The sequence below is a fragment of the Allobosea lupini genome (assembly GCF_900109525.1).
In the GTDB taxonomy this organism is placed as follows: Bacteria; Pseudomonadota; Alphaproteobacteria; order Rhizobiales; family Beijerinckiaceae; genus Allobosea; species Allobosea lupini.
Genome location: NZ_FOAN01000002.1, coordinates 308,064 through 330,158, shown reverse-complemented (window position 1 = coordinate 330,158; position 22,095 = coordinate 308,064). Strand labels below are relative to the sequence as shown.

Here is a 22,095-nt window from a genome sequence, read left to right as displayed (position 1 = left end):
ATCGCAAAAGTGGTGCCCACTTTTGCGGAACATGTTCAGACGCCGGATTCCCGACGCAATGTCCGGGTAGTTCGGCCGGGCGAGGCGATTTCGGTGCAAGGCGTGCCAAAAGCGGTGGGATCGAGACTTGCGCTCGCCACCACGATCGGTGCAGTGGAAAGTATCGGGTTCTCCTACGGGCTGTCGCTCTTTCCAATCGGGGTCTGGACCAGTTGAATACGCAGTCGCGCCTTGGCCTCCTGGCCGCTCTCGCTCTCTCCCTGTCGCCGGTTCTGGTGAGCGATGCGCTCGCGCAGCGTCGCCAGCAGATGCCGTCTCGTAGTGAGCAGCCGCAGGACGCTCCGCCGCCGAAGCAGGAAAAGAATTTTCCGTTCGACGCCTCCTGGACGGCGACCCAGCTGAACGGCAAGCCGATCAACAGCTTCAAGGCAACGCTGAAGGTCGATTCCAACCTGCGTGGCACCGGCTTTGCCGGCTGCAACACCTTTTCGGCCTCGGCCTATCCGCTGCGCCAGCAGGGCTTCGCCGTCGGCCCGATCGCGGTGACCAAGGCCGCCTGCGACAAGAGCGTCGCGGATTTCGAGCGCAGCTATCTGATGGCGCTGCGCACCGCACGGCAATGGGACCTGGTCGAAGGCCGTCTCGTCATCAAGACGGGTGCCGGCGAAATCCGCTTCGACCGCGGTATCTGAGGCGGCACCCGCCCTTCTCCCCTTGCGAGAAGGTGGCCCGAAGGGCCGGATGAGGGTGCGCTCAGGTTGGGAGGGGGCCGCCTCCACACGACGCACGGCCAGCGACCTGCGTTGCGAGACCCCTCATCTTCACCCTGTCCCGCGAGGGGAGAGGGACAGGTCGCTGTGGTTACCTCGCCTCCGCCATGGCCTTCGCCTTCGGGCTGAAGGTGCCGTCGGCGTTCTTTTCCATTGCGACCAGCCCGTCGTGCAAAGCGCGCAATGTCGAGCGGTGACCGATCGAGACGATGCTGGTCTGCGGCAGTTCGCGCCGGATCATCGCATAGATCTCGTTCTCGAGCGTTTCGTCGAGCGAGGCGGTCGCTTCGTCGAGGAAGAGCCAGTCGGGCTTGGCCAGCAGCGCACGGGCGACCGCGAGCCGCTGCTGCTCGCCGCCGGAGAGGCGCTGGCCCCAGAGGTCGACCTCATCGAGCCGATCGGTGAGATGGCCGAGCTTGACCTTCTCCATGGCTGCGCGGATGTCGGCATCGCTGAAGGCGTTCGGCTCTGCGGGGTAGGACAGCACCGCCCGCAGGGATCCCTGCGGCAGATAGGGCCGCTGCGGCAATAGCAACATGGTCTGGCCGGCGGGCGCCGCTACCTTGCCCTTGCCGAAGGGCCAGATGCCGGCAAGCGCCCGGAACAGGGTCGACTTGCCGGAGCCCGAGGGGCCGACGACCAGCGTCGAATGACCCGCAGGCAGGGTCAGGTCGGATGCGTTCACGATCGGCTGGCCATTCGGCAGGGTGAGCGACAGCGTCTCGATCGTCGTGTCCGTGCCGGCCTTCTGCGCGATGTCGATCCCGGCGTCTGCGCCGCCGGCGCCCTGCGCTTCCGCCTGGGCGATCGCAGCCTCGAAGGTGGTGAGGCGGTTGATCGAGGCGACATAGGAGGCGATCGACTGGTAGCGGTCGATGAAGAACGACATCGCCGTCTGCACCCGGTCGAAGGCCGAGGCGACCTGGGTCATGATGCCGAGCGTGATCTTGCCCGAGAAGTAATGCGGCGCGAGCAGGATGTAGGGCACGACGACATTGGCTTGCGCGAAGGACAGGGTGAAGGTCGTCAGCCGCACCCGCGCCCAGACCAGCCGGTAGAAGTTCTGGACGATGTCGCCGAAGCGTTCGGTGAGGTGGCGCTGCTCGGAGGTTTCGCCGCGCATCAGGGCGATCTGCTCGGAATATTCGCGCAGGCGGGCCAGCGAATAGCGGAAATTCGCCTCGCGCCGCTCCTGTTCGAACTCGAGGCCGATCATCGGCCGGCCGATGAGATGGGCGATCCAGGTCGCGGCGACCGAATAGATCAGCGCCATCCAGAAGATGAAGCCGGGAATGCTGATCTCGGTCCCCGGCACGACGCTGGCAACCGGGATCGACCAGAGGATGATCGAGAACGAGACCAGCGTCGATACCTGCGTCAGCAGCGGCAGGGCGAAGCTGTAGGTCTGGTTGACGAAGGCGCGCGTGTCTTCGGCGATACGCTGGTCGGGGTTGTCGGCGGTGTGGGCGAGCGAGACCCGGTAGTGATTGGCGTTGCGCAGCCAGGCCGCGCTGAAGCTCTCCGCCATCCAGCGGCGCCAGCGGATCAAGAGCGTGTAGTTGGCGATCATCTCGATCAGGTTGGAGATGACGAAGATCGCGGCCCAGACGCTGAAGACGTAGATCAGCTGGTACCAAAAGGTCGCCGCGTCCTTCTCCTGGATCGCGTTGTAGAAATCGCGGTTGAAGAAGGAAAGGCGCAGCGAAATGCCGACCTGGATCTGGTTGAGCACCACGAGGAAGACCAGCAGCGCGATGCCGAGGCGGCCCGTGCCGATCGAGAAGGGCTTCACCGGCCAGAGCTGCGCCGTGGTCGCTTCCGGCGCCTCGAAATAGGGCGAAGCCAGCCGGGCGATGCGCCGGATCGCCGGGATGAACGAGATCGCATAGACGAGGATGCCGAAGACGGCGATCGTCGTCGGCAGGCTCGCCGGCGGTGCGATCGCCTGCCAGCCGGCCGGCCAGAAGCCGACTTGCGCCAGCACCGCGCCGGCACCGGTCGCGACGTATTCCACTGCGAAGATGACCGAGAAGATTTTCAGGAAGGTGCTGATCTCGGTAGCCCGGAAAGTGGCGAATGCCAGCAGCAGGCCGACGGCGCCGAGACCGAGGATGCCGTGGCTGCCGCTTTGCTGGCCGACCACGAGCGCGATCACGGCAAGCGCGGCGACGGCGAAACTCAACAGGCGCATGGCATCGTCCTTGTCGGGGAATCAGCGCGGGAGACGCGCTGCCTGGAAGAAAGCGTTGTAGATCAGCCCTGCGCACAAAAAAGGCCCGGCTCAAGTCCGGGCCGCGCTTTTTCAGCGTTTTGTGATGGGCTTCAGTCCTTGTCGACCGAATAGGCGCCTGCGCCGGCCGCGAACAGCACGAGGAAGCCGCCGGCCACGGCAAGGTTCTTCATGAACAGGAGCTGCTGCATCGGCTGCGCCCAGTTCATGTGGAACAGCACCGAGGCCACGATGGTGAAGGCGAACAGGGCGAGGGCGACGAGGCGGGTCTTGAAGCCGACGACGATCATCAGGCCGCCGATCAGCTCGACGATGATGACGAGTGGCAGCAGGATGCCGGGCACGCCGGCCGAGGCCATGTAAGCTTGCGTGCCGGCATAGCCGCTGATCTTGGACCAGCCGGCAAGCACGAACATCAGGGCGAGCAGGATGCGGCCGATCAGCTTGGCGGCATCGCCCAAAGCAGGGTTGTTCATGAAAGGGACCCCCGAAAGCAGAGCGCGGCAGGATGCCGCACCAGCTGCGATCTAGGGCCTACAACCAAAGTCGATGCAAGCGCGTGGCTTCACATGCCTGTGCAAAGTCGAGTCGCTTAGGCAGCTACTCGCTTGCCGGCCTGCCCGGACGCGCGTGCTTCGCCTATCGCTTCGGCGATCGAGGCGCGCACGGCCTCCCAGCTCAACGAAAACACGTGGAAGCCCTGGTCGGAGATCCGCTCTTCGGAGAAATCCTTCATCACCCGCTGGATCAGCAGGTTGAGGTCCTTCCGGCAGCCGTGCAGCGTCGCAAGGTCATCTGCCTCCTGCGCCCGCGACGCGATGTCGATCAGCTTGTCATTGTAGGCGCTGACCCGGACCTTGCGTCGGTTGCGGATCTGCAGCCGCAGCATCATCACGCCGGAATACGCGATGGTCAGCATCGAGATCATGAAGGTGATCTCATCGCGATAGCGCACCAGAAGGAACGGCCTGGCGCCGTCGTAATAGGCTTTTGCGCCAGCATGGATCGCCACGGATGGGCCGTTCTGTGCCGGCCGCGCGATACCCGCGGCGAGCGGTGTCCGGAAGGCGAGACGCAACTGCTCTTCGAACAGGATGCGTGTCAGTTCCTCGACGGCGGCGTCCGGCACTTTGACGCCCGCAACAAGATTGATTCCGATCGCCAGCGTCGGCGTGTCCTGCTCGGGGACTGGCGGATATCCCTGATAGGTCCCCTGGCTGATGCTGCTTTCGCTGACATAGGGCTTCACCAGCTTGATCGCTGAGGCCTGCTCGACCGGCACGAAGAAGAGCCCGTCGCCGCGTTGCTGCAGGCGCCGCATGACCTCGACAGTGGCGGGATCGCGTAGTGCCCTGACGAAGGCGATCGCGTCGATCTCGCCGCGCTCCAGTGCTGCGAAGTTGTCGTTGACGGGGCCGGCGCTGACCTTGATCTCGGCCAATGGCAGGTCGTGATGCTGCGCGAGTGCGAAGAAGTTCTGATTGCCCGAGGTGCCTTCCGGCGGAAGGGCGAGGCGCTTGCCGGCAAGATCCCGCAGGCTCCGGATGCCGGACGAGCGGCGCGCGATCAGCTGGAAATGTTCGCGCGCAACGACTGCGACGGCCCTGACGGTCGGCGCGGTCATGATGTCGGCTTGCACCGAGGCGAGGGCCGCCTTGCCGTCGGCAACCAGGCGCGCATTCGTCGCCGAGCCGTCGGTATGTACGATCTCGAGGCGGATGGTCTTCGACTGCGTCGCGACAAGATCGCGGACCTCGCCCATCAGCTGATCGACGTTGCCGCCCTTTCCGCCAACCGCGACCGACAGGATGGTGGGCGGGGCGTCTCGGAAGGCGTACCAGCCGCTCGCGGCCGCGGCCGCTACCGCCAGGAAGCCGATCATGGCGTAGACGCCGACAATCACAGCAGACCGCCGAACCATTGATGATCTCCGCTCCGCCCGTCGCGCGGGTATGCCTCATTGTGGCGCGCGATGGCGAAAGGCCGGCCCGACTCACGGGGAGCGGGATAGTCGTGCGATGTCTGCAGTTGGAAGAACCTTGCGGCAGCTGGCAAGATTGTCCGGGTCGATATCGCCAGGATCTTGGGTGATGTGACGAAAAAGGCCCGGCTTGCGCCGGGCCTTCCATAGTTGAGCCTGGTGGCCTGGATCAGAAGTCCATGCCGCCACCGAAACCGGGCTTGCCCGGTTTCGGGAGTTAATGTCTGGGGCGTCTGGACTTCCTCAGAAGTCCATGCCGCCCATGCCGCCGCCGCCCATCGGGGGCATCGGGGCGTCCTTCTTCGGCGTCTCGGCGATCATCGCCTCGGTGGTGATCAGCAGGCCGGCGATCGAAGCCGCGTCCTGGATCGCCGTGCGCACGACCTTGGTCGGGTCGATGATGCCGGCCTTGACCAGATCGCCGTACTCGCCGGTCTGGGCGTTGTAGCCCCAAGCGTAGTCCTTCGACTCCAGCAGCTTGCCGATCACGACCGCGCCGTCACCGCCGGCGTTGTCGACGATCTGGCGGGCCGGAGCAGCGATCGCCTTGCGGACGATCTCGACGCCGGTCTTCTGGTCGTCGTTCTGGGTCTTGATCGACTTGACCGAGTTCAGGGCGCGCAGCAGGGCGACGCCGCCGCCCGGCAGGATGCCTTCTTCCACCGCAGCGCGGGTGGCGTTCAGGGCATCGTCGACGCGATCCTTCTTCTCCTTGACCTCGACCTCGGTCGCGCCGCCGACGCGGATGACCGCGACGCCGCCGGCGAGCTTGGCCAGACGCTCCTGGAGCTTCTCACGGTCGTAGTCCGAGGTGGTCTCCTCGATCTGCGCCTTGATCTGCGCAACGCGGCCCTCGATGTCCTTCTTCTTGCCGGCGCCGTCGATAATCGTGGTGTTCTCCTTCTCGATGCGCACCTTCTTGGCGCGGCCGAGCATCTGGAGCGTCACGGTCTCGAGCTTGATGCCGAGGTCTTCCGAGATCATCTGGCCGGCGGTCAGGATCGAGATGTCCTCGAGCATGGCCTTGCGACGATCACCGAAGCCCGGAGCCTTGACGGCCGCGACCTTCAGGCCGCCACGGAGCTTGTTGACGACGAGCGTGGCCAGAGCCTCGCCCTCGACGTCCTCGGCGATGATCAGCAGCGGCTTGCCGGTCTGCACGACGGCCTCGAGGATCGGCAGCATCGCCTGGAGCGACGACAGCTTCTTCTCGAAGATGAGGATGTAGGGGTCCTCGAGCTCGGCGACCATCTTCTCGGCGTTGGTGATGAAGTAGGGCGAGAGGTAGCCACGGTCGAACTGCATGCCCTCGACGACGTCGAGCTCGGTCTCGGCGGTCTTGGCTTCCTCGACGGTGATGACACCCTCGTTGCCGACCTTCTGCATCGCGGTCGAGATCATCTTGCCGACCGACTCGTCGCCGTTCGCCGAGATGGTGCCGACCTGCGCGACTTCCGCGTTCGAGGTGACCTTCTTCGAGTTCTTCTTGAGGTCGGCGACGATGGCCTCGACGGCCAGGTCGATGCCGCGCTTCAGGTCCATCGGGTTCATGCCGGCCGCAACCGACTTGGCGCCTTCACGGACGATCGCCTGGGCGAGCACGGTGGCGGTGGTGGTGCCGTCGCCGGCATGGTCGTTCTGGCGCGAAGCGACTTCGCGGACCATCTGAGCGCCCATGTTCTCGAACTTGTCGGCGAGCTCGATCTCCTTGGCGACGGTGACGCCGTCCTTGGTGATGCGCGGGGCGCCGAACGACTTCTCGATCACGACGTTGCGGCCCTTGGGACCCAGCGTGACCTTCACGGCATTGGCGAGGATGTCCACGCCGCGCAGCATCTTGTCGCGGGCGTCGGTGGAAAAGCGAACTTCTTTGGCAGCCATGAGACTACTCCTGATTGAACTCTACGGACGGGTGGGCGCCTGGCTGCTCAGCCGACGATGCCCATGATGTCGGATTCCTTCATGATCAGGAGATCCTGGCCGTCGATCTTGACCTCGGTGCCGCTCCACTTGCCGAAGAGGACGCGATCGCCCTTCTTGACATCGAGAGCAACCAGCTTGCCGGCGTCGTCGCGGGCGCCGGGGCCGACTGCGACGATCTCGCCTTCCTGGGGCTTTTCCTTGGCGGTATCGGGGATGATGATGCCACCCTTGGTCTTCTCTTCGCCATCAAGGCGACGGACCACAACGCGGTCATGCAGCGGACGGAACTTCATGGTTCTGTCTTCCTCTCGGTCTTATTCTGGACGGGCTCGAATTTGCCCGTGAAAGGGGTCTGTTAGCAGTCTCACCGAGTGAGTGCTAACCGACGTGGCGGAGATAGGCCCGAGGGCTGCCGGAGTCAAGGAATCCGCTGCGTAAAAGGTGAACGCGATGACTGCCGCCATCTGCCCTGCTGCGGCCGGACACTAAACCCGCTATCGTGGCGGGATGACGACGCCAGTCCCTGATCTCCCTCTCGACGACATCGCCCGTTCCTGTGTGGTGCTGCATGTCCGCATGACGGCACGCGCCGTCACCCGCGCCTATGACGAGGCGATGCGGCCGAGTGGCTTGAAGATCACCCAGTTCGTTCTGCTCTCGGCGCTTTCGACCGGCGCCTGGCGCTCGGTCACCGAGCTCGCCGACCGCTTCGCGCTGGAGCGGACCTCGCTGACGCGCAACCTGCAACTGCTTGCTGCCGAGCAGCTGATCGAGCCGGTCGACTGCAAGGGTAGGGCGCTGACCTATGCCGTCACGCAGAAGGGCCGCGCCGCGATCGAGGCGGCGATCCCTTACTGGCGCGCGGCGCAGGACAGGATCGAGGGCGGGCTCGGCCAGGAACGCTGGAGCGAGACGCGCGACAGTCTCAAGGCAATCCGGCGGGCGGCGAGGGAAGTCGGCTGATCTCGCACCAGCCGGCTTGACCGCTATCCAGCTCCATCCATATCGTGCATCTACACGATAGAGATGGAGCGCAGCCGTGTCCCGCAAGGTCGGAGTCGTCAGTCGTGATGTCCTGCTGGCGGAGGACGGCGCATCCTTCCTGCGCGGGATGATCGAGGGACGCCATCCCGGCCCGCCCTTCGCCGATGCGATGGATTTCGATATCGCCGAGGTCGAGGAGGGCCGGGTGGTCTTCGTCGGCACGCCCTCGCCGCGCTTCTTCAACCCGCTCGGGACGATCCACGGCGGCTGGACGGCGACGATCCTCGATTCCGCCATGGCTTGCGCCGTGCATTCGACGCTGCGGGTCGGCGAGGGCTACACCACGCTGGAGATGAAGCTGAACTATGTCCGCCCGGTCATGCCTGCCAGCGGCCCGGTGCGCTGTGAGGGCAGGCTGATCCATCGTGGCGGTTCGGTCGCGACCAGTGAAGGCAAGCTGGTCGACGCAGCAGGCAAGCTGTTGGCGCACGGGACCGAGACCTGCATGATCTTCGGCGGCAAGCGCTGAATGTTGCTCACGCGATGCGATAGGCGCCCGGACTCACGCCCATCACCCGCCTGAAGCGGCGGTTGAAGGTTGAGAGGTCGCCGAAGCCGCAATCGAAGGCAATGCCCGCGATCGGCTGGTCCGTCCGGCGCAGCAGCACGGCCGCTCGGTGCAGGCGGGTGCGCAGCACATATTGATGCGGCGTCATCCCGGCCACCGCCCTGAACGTCCGCAGGAAATGATAGGGGCTCATCGCCGCCTGCCGCGCCAGCTCATCGATCGGGAGAGCGTCCTCGCAATGCGCTTCGATATGGCGCAGCGCCCGCGTGATCCGGCGTTCGTCGCGGGCGCTTGGCGTCCCGATCCCGGGTTTTGCGCCTGACAGCACGCTCGCCACGGCGCCGCCGAGGCGCAGCGCCGTTTCCTCCAGCCTCTCGGGCTCGTCCGCGGCGATTTCCGCTTCGGCGACGACACTGGCGAGCACGGGCAGCGCCGGCAGATGCGGCTGCGCGAAGTCCAGCCGCCGGGCGCCCGGCACGGCCGCGACGATGCCTTCGAGCCAGGCCGGCTCGAACTGGAAGGCGAGGCAGCGGTCGCCGGCCGCATGCTCATGGCCGCATTCGAAGCAGGCGCCGCGATTGCCGAGCAGCAGCGCGCCCGGCGCGAGCACGGCGCTGCCTTGCGTCGAGCGGTAGCGGAAGGAGCCGCTGCGGACGATGGCGATGCAGTGCTGCGGGTGCGCTTCCTCGAAGGCGCGATCGTCCGGGCCGGCCGTGCAGACAATGTCGCTGACCCGCCAGCCGGAGCCTGATGCCAGGAGATGGGCGGTCGCCGTCATGGTTCGCGAGTTTAGCAGTTTTTCCCAAGCGCGGCCCGAGGCTCCGGGTCAAGCTGGACACCAACTTGGTCCAGACGGAGCACGATCATGACAGCAGCGCCATCGACGCTGGCCGATGCCCTCATCGCGACCGGGCCGGACCCTGACCTCGCCGGCAAGCTCGCCCTCTACGGCCAGTTCGTCGGCGCGTGGACGATGGCTGCCGTGATGCACACCGATGACGGCCAGCGCCATGAGGCCAAGGGCGGGATCCATTTCGGCTGGGTACTCGGCGGGCGCGCCGTGCAGGATGTCTGGGCGCTGCCGGGCTTCTTCCACGGCACGACGCTACGCATCTACGACCCCGGCGAGGATGCCTGGCACATCCGCTGGAACGACCCGCTCAAGCAGTACTACACGCACCAGATCGGCCGGGCCGAGGGCAACGACATAGTCCAGCACGGCAGGCTGGACGACGGCACCGCGATCCGCTGGCGCTTCACTGAGATCACGCGGGATTCGTTCCACTGGATCGGCGACCGCTCGCGCGATGGCGGCGGGAGCTGGCAGCTCCAGGCCGATTTCCGCGCAAAGCGCATCAAAGCCTGAGAGGGAGGAAACAGGCCATGTTCGACCATGTCTCGATCGGCGTTCGCGAGATCGCCCGCACGAAGTGCTTCTACGACGCCGCACTTGGCGCTCTCGGCTATGGTTGCCTCAGTGCCGACGAGAGTTCGCTCGGTTATGGCAAGGAAAGCGTCGGGCTCTGGATCGGCGCGGTCTCGGCGCCGGTGCCGCCGGACCGCGACTCCAATCTGCACTTCTGTCTCGTCGCGCCGACACGCCAGAGCGTCGACGCTTTCCACGCGGCGGCGCTCGCGGCGGGCGGCACCGACAACGGCAAGCCGGGCCTGCGCGACTCCTATGGCCCCGACTATTACGCCGCCTTCGTCGTCGACCCCGACGGCTACCGGCTGGAGGCCTATTGCGGCAAGCCGGCCTGAGGCTCTCGCAGCAGGGCTAATGCTCGGGCGGCAGGTCGTGTGCTGCCCATTCGCTGCGCGGGATCGCCGCGCCGACGCGGAACTGGAAGCCGGCGACCTTGCCGTTTGCCGCCATCTCGCAGCGAAAGCGCAGGCCGTACCATTGCTTGCGGCTGCGGAAGGCGGCGCCCTCGGCTTCGAGGGCGCCCTTGGTCAGCTTCGTGCTGGCCATGGCATAGGCGACGACGCGATCCGGCTCGAACTCCGCCTTCCAGGCATGGATCTGGCTCATCGCCTCGAGATTGCAAAGCTGCTCGATGCGCTCGCTCGCCTCGAGCGTCTTCAGCGCCTCACGCGCGCCGCGGCTGCGCGGATTGGCCAGCACGCTTTCAGAATGCAGCGTCCGGGCGGTGATCATCGCTGGCGGCTCGGCCGGTGGTGGAACGGGCCGGCTGGCTGGCTTTTCCGGCTGCGTAGTGGGGGGAGCCGGCTGCGGAGGTGACGCGATCTCGGCTAGGGGAGGAGCGGGCGCCTGGGCCGGAGCGGGAGGCGCCAGCGACTCCGGCGCAACCAGTTCGACCTCGATGCTCGTCTCGATCGGCGGTGTGAAGCTGCTGAGCGTCCGGATGGCGAGGAGGAGGCCGAACAGGAGATGAACGCAGAGCGCGGCGGGAAGGCCGGGTTCGCGCAGGACGCGAGCAGCGGTGCCGGCGCGCTGCATGCTTCGGTCAATCGCAGTCGGACAGGAATGCAAGCATGGCGGGCGGTCTCTCCCTTCGCATTGCCTCGTGCAGAAGCCGACCAAGCCGGCGAATTCGTGGCGACTATCAGCGCCGGCTGACGGCGAGGGCGCCGGCGACGATCAGGACCGCACCGGCATAGGTGGTCCAGAGCGGCACTTCGCTGAAGACGAACCAGCCGAGCAGGCTCGCCCAGACCAGCGCCGTGTACTCGATCGGCGCCAGCCGCGAGGCCGGCGCCCGGGCGAAGGCCGAGGTCAGCGACAGATGCCCGGCGACGCCGAGCGCGCCGGCGGAGAGATAGGTGGCGAGGTCGCCACCGCTCATCGGCTGGAAGACGTACCAGGCCGGCCAGGCCAGGCAGAGCGCCGGCCCGGCGTTCTGGAACAGCACGATGATCGCCGGATGCTCCTTCACCGCGATCGTGCGCAGCAGGATCAGGTTGAAGGCGTAGGAGATCGCCGAGACGAGTGCCGCGGCGACGCCGAGCTCGGCACCAGTGACGCCGCCCTGCAGGCGCGGCCAGACCATCACCAGCATGCCGGCGAGGCCGAAGCCGAGCGCCTGCAGGATGCGCCCGTCGAGCCGTTCCTTCAGGATCAGCGCTCCGAGCAGGGCGACGAAGACCGGGGCGAGGAAGGAGAGCGTCAGCGCCTCCGCCAGCGGCAGCACCGAGATCGAATAGAAGAAGCTGCCGGCGGTGAGGATGACCAGCGGGATGCGGATGCTGTTGCCGATCAGGCTCGTGCGCGTCGGCCGTGCCGGCCGCAAGACCGCGACGACGACGATCGCGCAGACGGCGCCCGCGGCAAAGCGCATGAACAGCGCCAGCAGGAACGGGTGCTGCTGCATCTGCGCCTTGATCACCGCATCCATCGCGGTGAGCAGCGCGATGCCGAGAACCGCCCGCAGCGCGGTATTGAGATTCATGACTGCGCCGGGGCGAGCGGCTTGCGGAAATGGTATTCCCAGGTCGAGGAGATGTCGGCGAGGTAGCGCTCGCCCGGCCAGCGCACGAAGCCGAGCTTCTCGTAGAAGCGGTGGCCGCGGGCGAATTTGCTGTCCGACCACAGCATCATCTCGCCATAGCCGCCGGCTTCAGCGAAGGCGAGGGTGCGGGCGAACAGGGCCTGCGCCAGCCCGCTGCCGCGCTGGCTCGGATCGGCATAGACCTTGAATAGCTCGACCGCATTCTGGTCCGGCACCGGCACGACGGCGATCGAGCCGACGATGCGCCCGCCCGGCCCATCCGCGACCCAGAGCTTGCCGCCCTTTTGCGCATAGTGGCTGGCGGGGCGGCGCAGCTCCGGGAATTCCGACCAGTCGAACCAGCAGTTCGGATATTCGGCGAAGGTCGCGGCGATCAGGGTGGCGAGCGGCTCCGAATCGGCGTCGGTGGCGTCGCGAAGGGCAGGCAGGGCGGTCATGATCGATCGCTTAGGGCCAAATCCGGTCTGCTGCAAAGATGGGGCGCTCGCGCTCCTGCCATGCCGTTATCGCAGCAATGCGAGGGCGGCGTCGGCCGTCAGCTTCAGCGCTGCCGCCGCAAGCAGCAGATAGCAGGCGAAGAACAGTCGTTTCTGGTCGAGCCGCTCGTGCAGCCAGCGGCCGATCCAGACGCCGATCGGCGCTGCCGGCAGCAGGGCGAGCGCGGCCCAGAGCGCCTGCGGCTGCTTCAGGCCGAGCGCCAGATAGGGCGGCAGCTTCAGGATGTTGCCCAGCATGAAGAAGGCGATGGTCGTGCCGACGAAGGCGGTCTTGGAAAGCCCTCGTGCCAACAGATACATCGCGACCGGCGGGCCGCCGGCATGGGCGACGAAGGTGGTGAAGCCCGAGGCCGTCCCGGCCAGCAGCGCGAGCGGGGGCGAAACTCGCAATTGGCCGGCAGGCGCGGTCCGGCCGCGCAGGAACCAGTGTGCCGTGAAGGCGAGAGTGATGACGCCGATGATCAGCGTGACGATGCGGGCGTCGACGATCAGGAAGACGGCATAGCCGATCGCGATGCCGACGATCAGGCCGGGGATCAGCCAGGCGAGATCCGGCTTCGACCAGGTCGAGACACCGAAGCTGCCGATGGCGACAAGGTCCATCGCGGCGATCAGCACCGCCACCATGATTGCGCCCTGCAGGGGATCGACGACGAGCGCCAGCAGCGGCACGCCGAGGATGGCGAGGCCGCCACCGAAGGCGCCCTTGCCGATGCCCATCAGCAGGGTCGTGGTCCAGCCGACCAGGTAGAAGATCGGATCGCTCGGCATAGGCTCAGTCTGTCGCCAAGGCGCAGAGCGAGGCTGCGCCAGTTTCCGCTTGGACGGGCGGGGTTTGGCGGCTAGGCGGGATCAGCGCAGTCATGCGCGGCCGGTGCTGAGTCGGCTTGCCCCTTTGCGATGGCGTCATGACCGTACTCCTGCCCTTCGTGATCAATGCCGGGCTGAACTTCGTCCTCGGGCTGCTCATCGCCTATTTCCTCGGGCCCGCCGAATTCGGCCGCTACGCCATCGGTGCGGCGATGCTCGTGCTGCTCAACACCGCGCTGCTCGACTGGATCAGGCTCTCGGCTGTCCGTTTCTACTCGCAGAAGACCCGCGAGGAACAGCCGCAGATCCGGGCGACCCTCGATGTGCTGAGCGCGGGGATCACGCTCGCCTTGTGCGGCATCCTGGTCGCGGCGGTCGTCGCGGGCGTCGATTTCGGACTGCCGGTCATGCTCGTCGCCGGCTCGGTGCTGGGCGGCATCTGCGCCGGCCTGTTCGACTACCACGGCGCCATCGCCCGGGCCCGTTTCCTCGATGCCGCCTATGCCCGCCTGATCATCGTCAAGAACGTGCTCGCCTTGCTGCTGATGGTCGGCGGCGCCTGGTGGACGCGCGACGCGACGGTCGTGATGTTCGGCGGCGTCCTCAGCGCCATGGCGGCCCTGCTCGCGGTGCGGCGGGCGCTGGCGGATGGGCCGCTCGCCTGGTCGGCGGCGCGGCGCGATCTGGCATCGGACTTCGCGCGCTATGCGCTGCCGATCGTCGGCGCAAACGCGATCTATTCGCTGATCCCGCTGCTCAATCGTTCGCTGCTGGCCGACAGCAACGGCTTCGCCGAAGCCGGCTATTTCTCGCTCGCCGCCGATATGGGGTTGCGCCTGTTCGGCATGCTCGCCACGACGCTGGAGATCGTCATGCTGCGCGAAGTGCTGCGGCTCGACGAGACCAAGGGTGTGCGCGCGGCGCAGAAGCGCATCGCCGCCAATTTCGTGATCGTGCTGATGGTGTCGCTGCCGGTGGCCGCCGGCCTCTTCCTGGTCTTGCCGGCTTTCGAGGCGCTGCTCGTGCCGGCGAAGTTCCATGGCCATTTCTCCGGCTATCTGCAGCTGCTTCTGCCGGGCCTCGTCGCGCTCGCTGTCTTCGCCGCCGGCATCTACCCGGTCTTCCTGCTCGGCAAGCGCACCGGCCTGGTGACGCTGGCGGCCCTCGCAGGTCTCCTCGTCAACCTCGCTCTGGTCTTCGCCGCCGGCGCGCTCGGTCCGGAACGCTATGCGCTCGGCCAGACCCTCAGCTTCCTCGTGGTTCTCGCCATCACCGGCTGGGTCGGCCTGCGCTCGCTCCCGGTCTCCCTGAACTGGCGCGAGATCGGCATTATCGTCGCAGCGGTCATCGCCATGGCGATCGTCGTCTGGCCGCTCTCCGGCCGGCTCTCTCCTATGCCCGAACTGCTGCTGCAGGGCACGCTTGGTCTTGCCGTCTATGGCGGGCTGATGCTCACCTTCGACGTGGCCCGCTGCCGGACGCTGTTGCGGCTCTGGCTCGCCATGCGCAAGAGTCGGCGCTGATGGGGGGCGTGAACCGGGCGTTTACCGCGTTTGCTCGGGGATCGCTAAGGTTAACCCCGGGAAGTTGAGCGATCAGGCCGGTTCCGGGGCTGATAGAGTCAACGATTCACCATTCATTTCAACGCATCGCCTCACGCTTCAAGCCTGTTGCGTAAAGAGAGTTGCGTCATGCGTTCGCTCTATCTCGTTCCCTTTGCTGCGCTCGGCGGCTTGCTGTTGTCGGGCCAGGTCTATGCCGAGACCTATTGGCGCCCGGCCGATCCCATGGTCACGCATTCGGCCGGCCGCGGCCAATATGGCGGCGGCTTCATCGAGATGATGATGACTGGCCAGGACCCGACCGACTATGGCCGGGGCGGGGCGGTCTACAACCGCCCGCAGCGCGGCGCCTATGGCCAGCAGCCGGCGATGCGCCGGCTCTCCGACTACGAGGCGCCGGTGCCGATCCAGGGCGATCCGATGGAGCCGCGCCGCGAACGCCGCTCGGCTGCGCTCGGCGAGCCGATCCCGGCGGAGCGGCCGATCGCGCGCACCCTCGACCCGCGCTTCCAGAAGCAGGAAGTCGCCTATGATGGGCCGCACAAGCCCGGCACCATCGTTATCGATACGCCGCGCCGCTTCCTCTTCCTGGTCCAGCCCGGCGGCCGCGCTCTGCGCTATGGCATCGGCGTCGGCCGGCCCGGCTTCGAATGGGCCGGCATGAAGGCGGTCACCCGCAAGGCGGAATGGCCGAGCTGGACGCCGCCGGCCGAGATGCTGAAGCGCCGTCCCGATCTGCCGCGTTTCATGGCGGGCGGCCCGGAGAACCCGCTCGGCGCGCGCGCCCTCTATCTCGGCTCCTCGCTCTATCGCATCCATGGCACCAACGAGCCGAACACAATCGGCCAGGCGGTGTCCTCCGGCTGCATCCGGATGAACAACGAGGATGTTGTCGATCTCTACGAGCGCGTCCGCGTCGGTGCCAAGGTCTTCGTGATCTGAGGTCGGCCGCACCCGTCCGACAAGAAAGGCCCGCCTGTCGCCAGGCGGGCCTCGTCGTTTCAGCGGACCATGTCAGGCCTCAGGCCCAGTCGTCGTCGCCGCCGCCGCCCATGCCGTCATCGTAGCTGCCATCGTCGTAGTTGGCGTCCTGATAGGTCGGCTCCTGATAGGCCTGCTGCGGCTCCGCCGCCGGCTGCTGGTCAGCCGCCGTCTGCGTGTTCTGGGCAGCTTCGTCGTTCTGCCCGGTGTCCTTGTTCTGAGCGGTGCTCGCTTCGGCCGGCTTGGTCTCGCTTGCGGCGCTCTTGTTACCGCCGAGCGCGTTCATCAGCATGTTGCCGGCGACCATGCCGCCGGCGACGCCGGCTGCCGTCGTCAGCGCGCTCGCCATGAAGCCGCCGCCTCGGGCCGGAGCCTGGGGTTGGGCTGCCTGGTTCTGCCAGGTGCCGGGGGCGGGAGCCGCCCCCATGCCTTGCTGCGGGGCCATGCCCTGCTGCGGCGCTGCGGCCTGGCTGCCCCAGGGCGGCGAAGCCGGCTGCGGCGCGGCGCGCTGCGGGAAGGACGGCACAGAGCCGGAGCGGGCCGGCTGGCTCGCGCCACCGCCGAAGATGCCCGACAGGAAGCCGCCGGACTGCTGCGACGGAGCAGGAGCGGGCGGCTGGCTGCGCAATTGCTGGATCTCGGCCTGCAACTGCTCGATCTGGCCCTGCAGGCTGGTGAGCGCCTGCTCCTGGATGTAGACCGACTGCGCCATCGCATAGACGGCATAGGGCTGCTCGCGCAGCCTGTCGGCGATGAAACGTTCAGCCTCGGGGTCGCGCGGCTGGTTTTCCGCCTGACGCAGGCGATCGAAAATCCCGGCGATCACGTCGCGTTCTTGCGGCGTCATCGTCATCTCCTCTCATGGTGGACAAGGCGGTCGCCCTGTCGCTCCGAAAGGTGGTGACGGCTTATGACGCTATCAAGGCGAACGCCCGGCGCCTTTCTGTCGCGTCGCCAGGGAACGTGCTTCAGGCGTTACCTACGTTCACATAGGTGAAGCCGCGCGCGTGCATCTCGCCGGAGCGGTAGATGTTGCGCAGGTCGATCACGACCGGATGCCGCAGCGCCGCCTTGACCCGATCGAGGTCGAGGGCGCGGAAGGCGTCCCATTCCGTGACGATCACCAGCGCATCCGCGCCGTCGAGGCAGGCATAGGCGTCGGGCGCGTAGGCGATCTCCGGCATCAAGGACTTGGCACTGTCCATCGCCTCGGGGTCATAGGCGACGATCTCGGCGCCAGCGTCGAGGAGCGCCGTCACGATTGACAGCGAGGGCGCCTCGCGCATGTCGTCGGTGTTCGGCTTGAAGGCGAGGCCGAGGATGGCGATGCGCTTGGCCCGGACCGAGCCGCCGCAGGCGGCGATGATCTTGCGCGCCATCGCACGCTTGCGCTGGTCGTTGACCGCCACCACCGTCTCGACCAGGCGCAAGGGGCTTTCCATGTCCTGCGCGGTCTTGATCAGCGCGAGCGTGTCCTTCGGGAAGCAGGAGCCGCCATAGCCGGGGCCGGCGTGCAGGAACTTGCCGCCGATGCGGTTGTCGAGGCCGATACCGCGCGCCACCTCCTGGACATTGGCGCCGACCCGCTCGCATAGGTCCGCCATCTCGTTGATGAAGGTGATCTTGGTCGCGAGGAAGGCGTTTCCGGCGTATTTGATCAGTTCGGAGGTTCGCCGCGCGGTGAACAGCAGAGGCGCCGCATTGAGGTAGAGCGGCCGGTAGAGATCCTCCATCACCTTGCGGGCGCGATCGTCCTCGGTTCCGATCACGATCCGGTCCGGGCGCTTGAAGTCGGCAATCGCGGCGCCTTCGCGCAGGAACTCCGGATTGGAGACGACGGCGAAATCGGCATCGGGTCGGGTTTCGCGCATGATCCGCTCGACCTCGTCGCCGGTGCCGACCGGCACGGTCGACTTGGTGACGACGACCGTGAAGCCGTCGATCGCCGCGACGACGTCGCGCGCCGCCTGGTGGACATAAGACAGGTCGGCATGGCCGTCGCCGCGGCGCGAGGGCGTGCCGACCGCGATGAACACGGCATCGGCCGCCGCCACAGGCCCGGCGAGCTCGGTGGTGAAGGAGAGCCGCCCAGCACGGACATTGTTGGCGACGAGGTCGTCGAGGCCGGGTTCGTAGATCGGGATCTCGCCGCGCTTCAGGGCGGCGATCTTGCCGGCGTCGGTGTCGACGCAGGTCACCTCATGGCCGAAATCGGCGAAGCAAGCTCCGGAGACCAGGCCGACATAGCCTGAACCGATCATCGTCACGCGCATCTGGCGGTCTCATCGTCTCGTCGGCGGGCTGCCGACCGGCAGGGCGTAGCGCAAAACCGCGTCGAGGCAAATCGCAGCCGCCCGGGGCTGGAGGAGTAGCCCGATCTGGCGAAGGGACCGTGACGGCGCGGCGGCGACATGAAAAAGGGCGGCTGCGAGCCGCCCTTCTCGAAGTAGTCGACTGTCGCGGCCGCGAGCCTCAGATGTCGTCCGGGGGCAGCGGCGCGTCGGTCTCGTCGATCTGCGGCTCCCCGATTGGGTTGCGGTTCAGGACGACCACGGGAGTCCCGGTCGGGACGCGGCTGTAGAGGTCGATGATGTCCTGGTTGAACAGGCGGATGCAGCCCGACGACACCGCCTTGCCGATCGACCAAGGCTCGCTGGTGCCGTGAATGCGGTAGAGCGTGTCCTGGTTGCCCTGGTAGAGATAAAGGGCGCGGGCGCCGAGCGGGTTCTCGATGCCGCCGGCCATGCCGCCGGCCCAGCGGGCGTTCCGCTCCGGCTCGCGGGCGATCATCGCGGCGGTCGGCGTCCAGCGCGGCCACTCGGCCTTGCGGGCGACGGTAGCGCGACCGCGCCAGGACATGCCTTGCTTGCCGACGCCGATGCCGTAGCGGATGGCGCGGCCGTTCTCGCGGACGAGGTAGAGATAGCGGGCCGAGGTGTCGACCACGATCGTGCCGGGCCGCTCCGTGGTCCGATATTCCACTTCCTGGCGCAGGAAGCGCGTGTCGACCTCGTCGATATCGGTTGCCGGCAGCGGATGCCGCTCGTCGGGCCGCTCGTCATACATCGACAGGAAGGCTGCGTTCTGGTGAACCGGGGTCCGGGCTTCGTAGGGCTGCTGCGGGCCGCTGACACAGCCGGCGAGGCCGACGGGGACGAAGGCCGAGACCATCGTCAGGAAGCGGCGGCGGGAACAGGCGGTGGCGGCGTCGGGCAGGTGGGCGGACATGACTCGGCTCTTGGATTGGGCGGCGGCTGGCAGCGAAAACAGGCGAATTGCCGACAAGTTCCAATGATCCTCGCCGGCTGGTCCTTTTCAATTCACGGTCTCGCGTGGCGCCGGGGTGAACAGCATGTGGCGAAATTGTGGCCGGCGCAGAGCGTGGCCGGAATGCCACAGTGCGACATGCCGCACCTGCATGTCGCACTGGCTGCCACCCTGTGTAGGTAGTTGCTCAACTATGCAGCTGAAAGGCGAGGAGTTGCCGAGTTTTACTGCAGTTTCCCAAGGGAAGGCGGGCTGTCTTAAACGGCCTTTAACCACTACCGGCAAAGCTTTTTAAGCCTTGTGGGCTTCGGTGCCGGGTCATGCCGAACGTTTAAGTGCGGGTCAGTCTTCGATCGCGCAGAAAAGTACGAGCAAGAATATGAAATCGATCCGCTTCAAGGTGCTGGCGATGCTGGGGATCGTCGCCGCCGGTGCGATCCTTTCCGCAGTCCTGAGCCTCTACGCATTGTCACGTTCCGGCGACCTCAACGCGCGTTCCGACGTTCAGGGCGAGATCGCATTGCTCACCGAGCGGCTCAACACGCAGGTCTTCGCCGTGGTGATGGATTCCCGCGGCATCTACATGTCGAAGGACGCCAAGGAGGCAGAGGCTTTCGCCAAGCCGAAGGAGGCGCGCTTCCCGGTGATGCGCAAGCTTGCCGCCGACCTGGTTGCGCTCGTGCCGGCCCAAGAGCGCGAGACCGCGCTCAAGCTGCAGAAGCTGGTCGAGGAGTTCATCACTTTCCGCGGCGAGCTGATTCGCCTCGGTCGCGAGGTCTCGACCGCGGCGGCCAATCAGCAGGGCAACAACGATGAGAACCGCGCCAATCGCAAGGCGTTGAACGACCAGCTCGTCGCTTTCGGCAAGCGCAACGAAGAGGTCGGGAACCGGCTCTCCGAAGAGGCCGCTGCCTTCACGCGCCAGGTCCAGTGGATTCTCCCGTCAGTGCTGTTCGCCGCCCTGCTGGCTTCGGTCGCCGCGGCGCTGCTGTTCGCACAGCGTTCGATCACGCGTCCGCTGCTCGATCTCAGCGCGAGCATGAGCCGCCTCACCGCTGGCGAGACCCAGATCGAGGTGCCGCACACCAAGCGCCGCGACGAGATCGGCGAGATGGCGCGGGCCGTGGCGGTCCTGCGCCAGAGCACCGAGCAGGTCGCGCTGCTGCAGGAGCAGGAGCGGGCCGCCGCGGCGGACCGGATTCGCTCCGCCGACGCGATGTCGGTTGTGGTGTCGGATGTCGGCGAGGTCGTCGCGGCTGCTGCCGCTGGTGATTTCTCGGCACGGCTCAAGGTCGAGGATGCCGACGAGCAGATGCAGAAGCTCGTTGCCGGCATCAATGAGATCAATGCCGTGGTCGACGGCGCCACCACCGAATTCGTCGATGTACTGCAGGCGCTCGCCGCGGGTGATCTGACCCGCCAGGTGCCGACCGCCTATCGCGGGCGCTTCGCTGAGCTCAAGGACGCGGTCAACGAGACGATCGCCCGCCTCTCTGCCACGGTGTCGACGATCCAGGTGACGGCGTCGGATGTCGGGATTGCGGCGCGCGAGATTAACACGGGCGCCGACGATCTGTCGAAGCGCACCGAGGAGCAGGCCTCCTCGCTCGAGGAGACCGCGGCGACGACCGAAGAGCTGGCGGCCTCGGTGAAGGCTTCGGCCCAGGGTGCGCGCCAGGCGGCGGCGGTCGCCGAGGAGGCGATGAAGGCGGCTCAGGACGGCGGCGCCATCGCCGGCGAAGCGGTCAGCGCCATGGCGCGGATCGAGGACGCCTCGCGCAAGATTTCCGACATCATTCGGGTGATCGACGACATCGCCTTCCAGACCAACCTGCTGGCGCTGAACGCGGCTGTCGAGGCGGCAAGGGCCGGCGATGCCGGCAAGGGCTTCGCCGTGGTCGCGAGCGAAGTGCGCACGCTCGCCCAGCGCTCCGGCGAGGCGGCCAAGGACATCTCCGGGCTGATCTCATCGTCCAATGCCGAGGTCGAGGCGGGGGTGAAGCTGGTGCGCCGGGCCGGCGAGTCGCTGGAGACGATCCTGGCGGCGTCGCGGAAGGTCACCGGCACGATCCAGGAGATCTCGGCGGCGGCGGGCGAGCAGGCCAACGGCATCGAGGAGATGAGCCAGGCGGTCGCCCATCTCGACGAGATGACGCAGGCCAATGCGGCGCTGGCCGAACAGAGCGCCGCCTCGGCGGGGGCGCTGTCGGGCCGGATCGGCGAGCTCAATACGCTGGTGGCGAGCTTCCGCACCGGCAACCCCGCCCACGGCACCATGGCGCCTGCACCGGCCTTCGCCGGCCCCGGAACGCGTCCGGCTGCCCGGCCGGCGATGCGCGCGCCCGCACGCCCTGCCGGCGCCACGCCGCATGCCGCCGGCCCCGCGGATCGTGGCAGCGGCCTGGCGCCCGAGCCGGAGCGTTTGCGCCAGCTCGCCGAAGCCGCCTTCGCCCAGAGCAAGGCCGCTGCGCCCCAGCCCCGCAAGGCCGCGAGCGGACGCGCCAGCGATGCGGGATGGGAGGAGTTCTGAGGGGCTTAAGCCGAGCGCAGGCTCGGTGTGGCGGCCGAAAGCATGGTCTTGGCCATCAGCTCGTAGAGCTCGGTCCAGGCTGCCCGGGTCTGGGGTGTGAAGTCGGGCCCCAGCGAGGTCTCGAGGGTCCAAAGCAGCGCGCTGCCGACTGCGTCATAATGCTCGGGCTGAACGCCGTAGCCTTGATGACGCTCGCCAAGACGGTTGAGCAGGACCTTGAGACCGCCGGGATCGTTCAGCGTGGCGAGCGCGACCATCAGCGTCTCCATCAGCTTGGCCGCCTGGGTCTCGATATCGGTCTTGAAGAGGGCACGTGCGCCGGGCGTCGTGGTGAACAGCCGCTCATAGAACAGGCACGCTGTCTCGATCTTGCGCCGATGCAGCTGCGCAAAGCTCGACCGGACAAGCGCGATATCTTGCGGCGTCACGACTCGTCCCTTTTCAGCGCGGCGGCATGAGGGATCGTCGCAGGAAGTGTCCGCCAAGATGCGCGAAAATGCAACCTGGAGTTAACGAACCGCT

Annotated in this window: 22 protein-coding genes; 8 read left to right on the top strand and 14 right to left on the bottom strand. The window is 66.9% G+C overall.

Annotated features, from left to right (window positions below; all coding sequences use genetic code 11):
• Positions 1–212 precede the first annotated feature (212 nt).
• Complete coding sequence (locus tag BMZ21_RS07050) at positions 213–692, top strand: META domain-containing protein (protein WP_091831274.1); 480 nt, start codon at positions 213–215, stop codon at positions 690–692.
• 169 nt (positions 693–861) lie between these two features.
• Here the strand turns inward: BMZ21_RS07050 and BMZ21_RS07045 are convergent, their stop codons facing one another.
• From BMZ21_RS07045 to groES, 5 genes are all read right to left on the bottom strand, one after another.
• Positions 862–2,961, bottom strand: a complete 2,100-nt coding sequence (locus tag BMZ21_RS07045; protein ID WP_091831272.1) for an ABC transporter ATP-binding protein/permease — start codon at positions 2,959–2,961, stop codon at positions 862–864.
• 131 nt (positions 2,962–3,092) lie between these two features.
• The gene (locus BMZ21_RS07040; RefSeq protein WP_280141474.1) at positions 3,093–3,497 is read right to left on the bottom strand and encodes a DoxX family protein; all 405 of its coding nucleotides are present in this window, start codon (positions 3,495–3,497) and stop codon (positions 3,093–3,095) included.
• A 95-nt stretch (positions 3,498–3,592) separates the two neighbouring features.
• Positions 3,593–4,921, bottom strand: coding sequence for a TAXI family TRAP transporter solute-binding subunit (locus tag BMZ21_RS07035; RefSeq protein WP_091831268.1), 1,329 nt, complete (start codon positions 4,919–4,921; stop codon positions 3,593–3,595).
• A gap of 303 nt (positions 4,922–5,224) precedes the next feature.
• Complete coding sequence (groL, locus tag BMZ21_RS07030; RefSeq protein WP_091831266.1) at positions 5,225–6,862, bottom strand: chaperonin GroEL; 1,638 nt, start codon at positions 6,860–6,862, stop codon at positions 5,225–5,227.
• A gap of 47 nt (positions 6,863–6,909) precedes the next feature.
• Positions 6,910–7,197 carry a co-chaperone GroES gene (gene groES, locus BMZ21_RS07025; protein WP_091831264.1) on the bottom strand — a complete coding sequence of 96 codons (288 nt, stop codon included), beginning with the start codon at positions 7,195–7,197 and terminating at the stop codon, positions 6,910–6,912.
• Positions 7,198–7,411: 214 nt separating this feature from the next.
• On the opposite strand from groES, the gene BMZ21_RS07020 reads away from it, so the two are divergent.
• Positions 7,412–7,867 (top strand): MarR family winged helix-turn-helix transcriptional regulator, encoded by a 456-nt coding sequence (locus BMZ21_RS07020; RefSeq protein ID WP_167561563.1) that lies wholly within the window; start codon positions 7,412–7,414, stop codon positions 7,865–7,867.
• A 76-nt stretch (positions 7,868–7,943) separates the two neighbouring features.
• Positions 7,944–8,417, top strand: a complete 474-nt coding sequence (locus BMZ21_RS07015; protein WP_244543733.1) for a PaaI family thioesterase — start codon at positions 7,944–7,946, stop codon at positions 8,415–8,417.
• Between the two features lie 7 nt (positions 8,418–8,424).
• Here BMZ21_RS07015 and BMZ21_RS07010 read toward each other — a convergent pair whose 3' ends face one another.
• Positions 8,425–9,234, bottom strand: a complete 810-nt coding sequence (locus tag BMZ21_RS07010; protein ID WP_091831261.1) for an AraC family transcriptional regulator — start codon at positions 9,232–9,234, stop codon at positions 8,425–8,427.
• An 87-nt stretch (positions 9,235–9,321) separates the two neighbouring features.
• Between BMZ21_RS07010 and BMZ21_RS07005 the strand changes: the two genes are divergently transcribed.
• Positions 9,322–9,822, top strand: a complete 501-nt coding sequence (locus tag BMZ21_RS07005) for a hypothetical protein (protein ID WP_091831259.1) — start codon at positions 9,322–9,324, stop codon at positions 9,820–9,822.
• Positions 9,823–9,839: 17 nt separating this feature from the next.
• Positions 9,840–10,217, top strand: coding sequence for a VOC family protein (locus tag BMZ21_RS07000; protein WP_091831257.1), 378 nt, complete (start codon positions 9,840–9,842; stop codon positions 10,215–10,217).
• Positions 10,218–10,233: 16 nt separating this feature from the next.
• On the opposite strand, the gene BMZ21_RS06995 is transcribed toward BMZ21_RS07000, so the two are convergent.
• From BMZ21_RS06995 to BMZ21_RS06980, 4 genes are all read right to left on the bottom strand, one after another.
• Positions 10,234–10,917: a DUF930 domain-containing protein gene (locus BMZ21_RS06995; RefSeq protein WP_091831255.1), complete on the bottom strand. Its 684-nt coding sequence runs from the start codon at positions 10,915–10,917 to the stop codon at positions 10,234–10,236.
• A 106-nt stretch (positions 10,918–11,023) separates the two neighbouring features.
• The gene (locus BMZ21_RS06990; RefSeq protein ID WP_091831253.1) at positions 11,024–11,866 is read right to left on the bottom strand and encodes a DMT family transporter; all 843 of its coding nucleotides are present in this window, start codon (positions 11,864–11,866) and stop codon (positions 11,024–11,026) included.
• Positions 11,863–12,363, bottom strand: a complete 501-nt coding sequence (locus BMZ21_RS06985; RefSeq protein WP_091831251.1) for a GNAT family N-acetyltransferase — start codon at positions 12,361–12,363, stop codon at positions 11,863–11,865. The genes BMZ21_RS06990 and BMZ21_RS06985 overlap by 4 nt, the downstream gene beginning before the upstream one ends.
• 66 nt (positions 12,364–12,429) lie before the next feature.
• Positions 12,430–13,194, bottom strand: coding sequence for a sulfite exporter TauE/SafE family protein (locus tag BMZ21_RS06980; protein ID WP_091831249.1), 765 nt, complete (start codon positions 13,192–13,194; stop codon positions 12,430–12,432).
• Between the two features lie 137 nt (positions 13,195–13,331).
• Between BMZ21_RS06980 and BMZ21_RS06975 the strand changes: the two genes are divergently transcribed.
• Positions 13,332–14,756, top strand: a complete 1,425-nt coding sequence (locus tag BMZ21_RS06975) for a lipopolysaccharide biosynthesis protein (protein WP_091831247.1) — start codon at positions 13,332–13,334, stop codon at positions 14,754–14,756.
• 168 nt (positions 14,757–14,924) lie between these two features.
• The gene (locus tag BMZ21_RS06970) at positions 14,925–15,737 is read left to right on the top strand and encodes a L,D-transpeptidase (RefSeq protein WP_425285413.1); all 813 of its coding nucleotides are present in this window, start codon (positions 14,925–14,927) and stop codon (positions 15,735–15,737) included.
• Positions 15,738–15,816: 79 nt separating this feature from the next.
• Here the strand turns inward: BMZ21_RS06970 and BMZ21_RS06965 are convergent, their stop codons facing one another.
• The 3 genes from BMZ21_RS06965 to BMZ21_RS06955 all read right to left on the bottom strand — a co-directional run bounded on the left by BMZ21_RS06965 (position 15,817) and on the right by BMZ21_RS06955 (position 18,947).
• Positions 15,817–16,623 (bottom strand): DUF2076 domain-containing protein, encoded by an 807-nt coding sequence (locus BMZ21_RS06965; protein ID WP_091832353.1) that lies wholly within the window; start codon positions 16,621–16,623, stop codon positions 15,817–15,819.
• 121 nt (positions 16,624–16,744) lie between these two features.
• Positions 16,745–18,049, bottom strand: a complete 1,305-nt coding sequence (locus tag BMZ21_RS06960; protein ID WP_091831245.1) for a UDP-glucose dehydrogenase family protein — start codon at positions 18,047–18,049, stop codon at positions 16,745–16,747.
• Between the two features lie 199 nt (positions 18,050–18,248).
• Positions 18,249–18,947 carry a L,D-transpeptidase gene (locus BMZ21_RS06955; protein ID WP_244543770.1) on the bottom strand — a complete coding sequence of 233 codons (699 nt, stop codon included), beginning with the start codon at positions 18,945–18,947 and terminating at the stop codon, positions 18,249–18,251.
• A 475-nt stretch (positions 18,948–19,422) separates the two neighbouring features.
• Here BMZ21_RS06955 and BMZ21_RS30285 point away from each other — a divergent pair, with 475 nt between their 5' ends.
• A complete protein-coding gene (locus BMZ21_RS30285; protein WP_091831241.1) occupies positions 19,423–21,573 on the top strand; it encodes a methyl-accepting chemotaxis protein in 2,151 nt (716 codons plus the stop codon).
• Positions 21,574–21,578: 5 nt separating this feature from the next.
• Here the strand turns inward: BMZ21_RS30285 and BMZ21_RS06945 are convergent, their stop codons facing one another.
• Complete coding sequence (locus BMZ21_RS06945; protein ID WP_091831239.1) at positions 21,579–22,001, bottom strand: globin domain-containing protein; 423 nt, start codon at positions 21,999–22,001, stop codon at positions 21,579–21,581.
• Positions 22,002–22,095 lie beyond the last annotated feature (94 nt).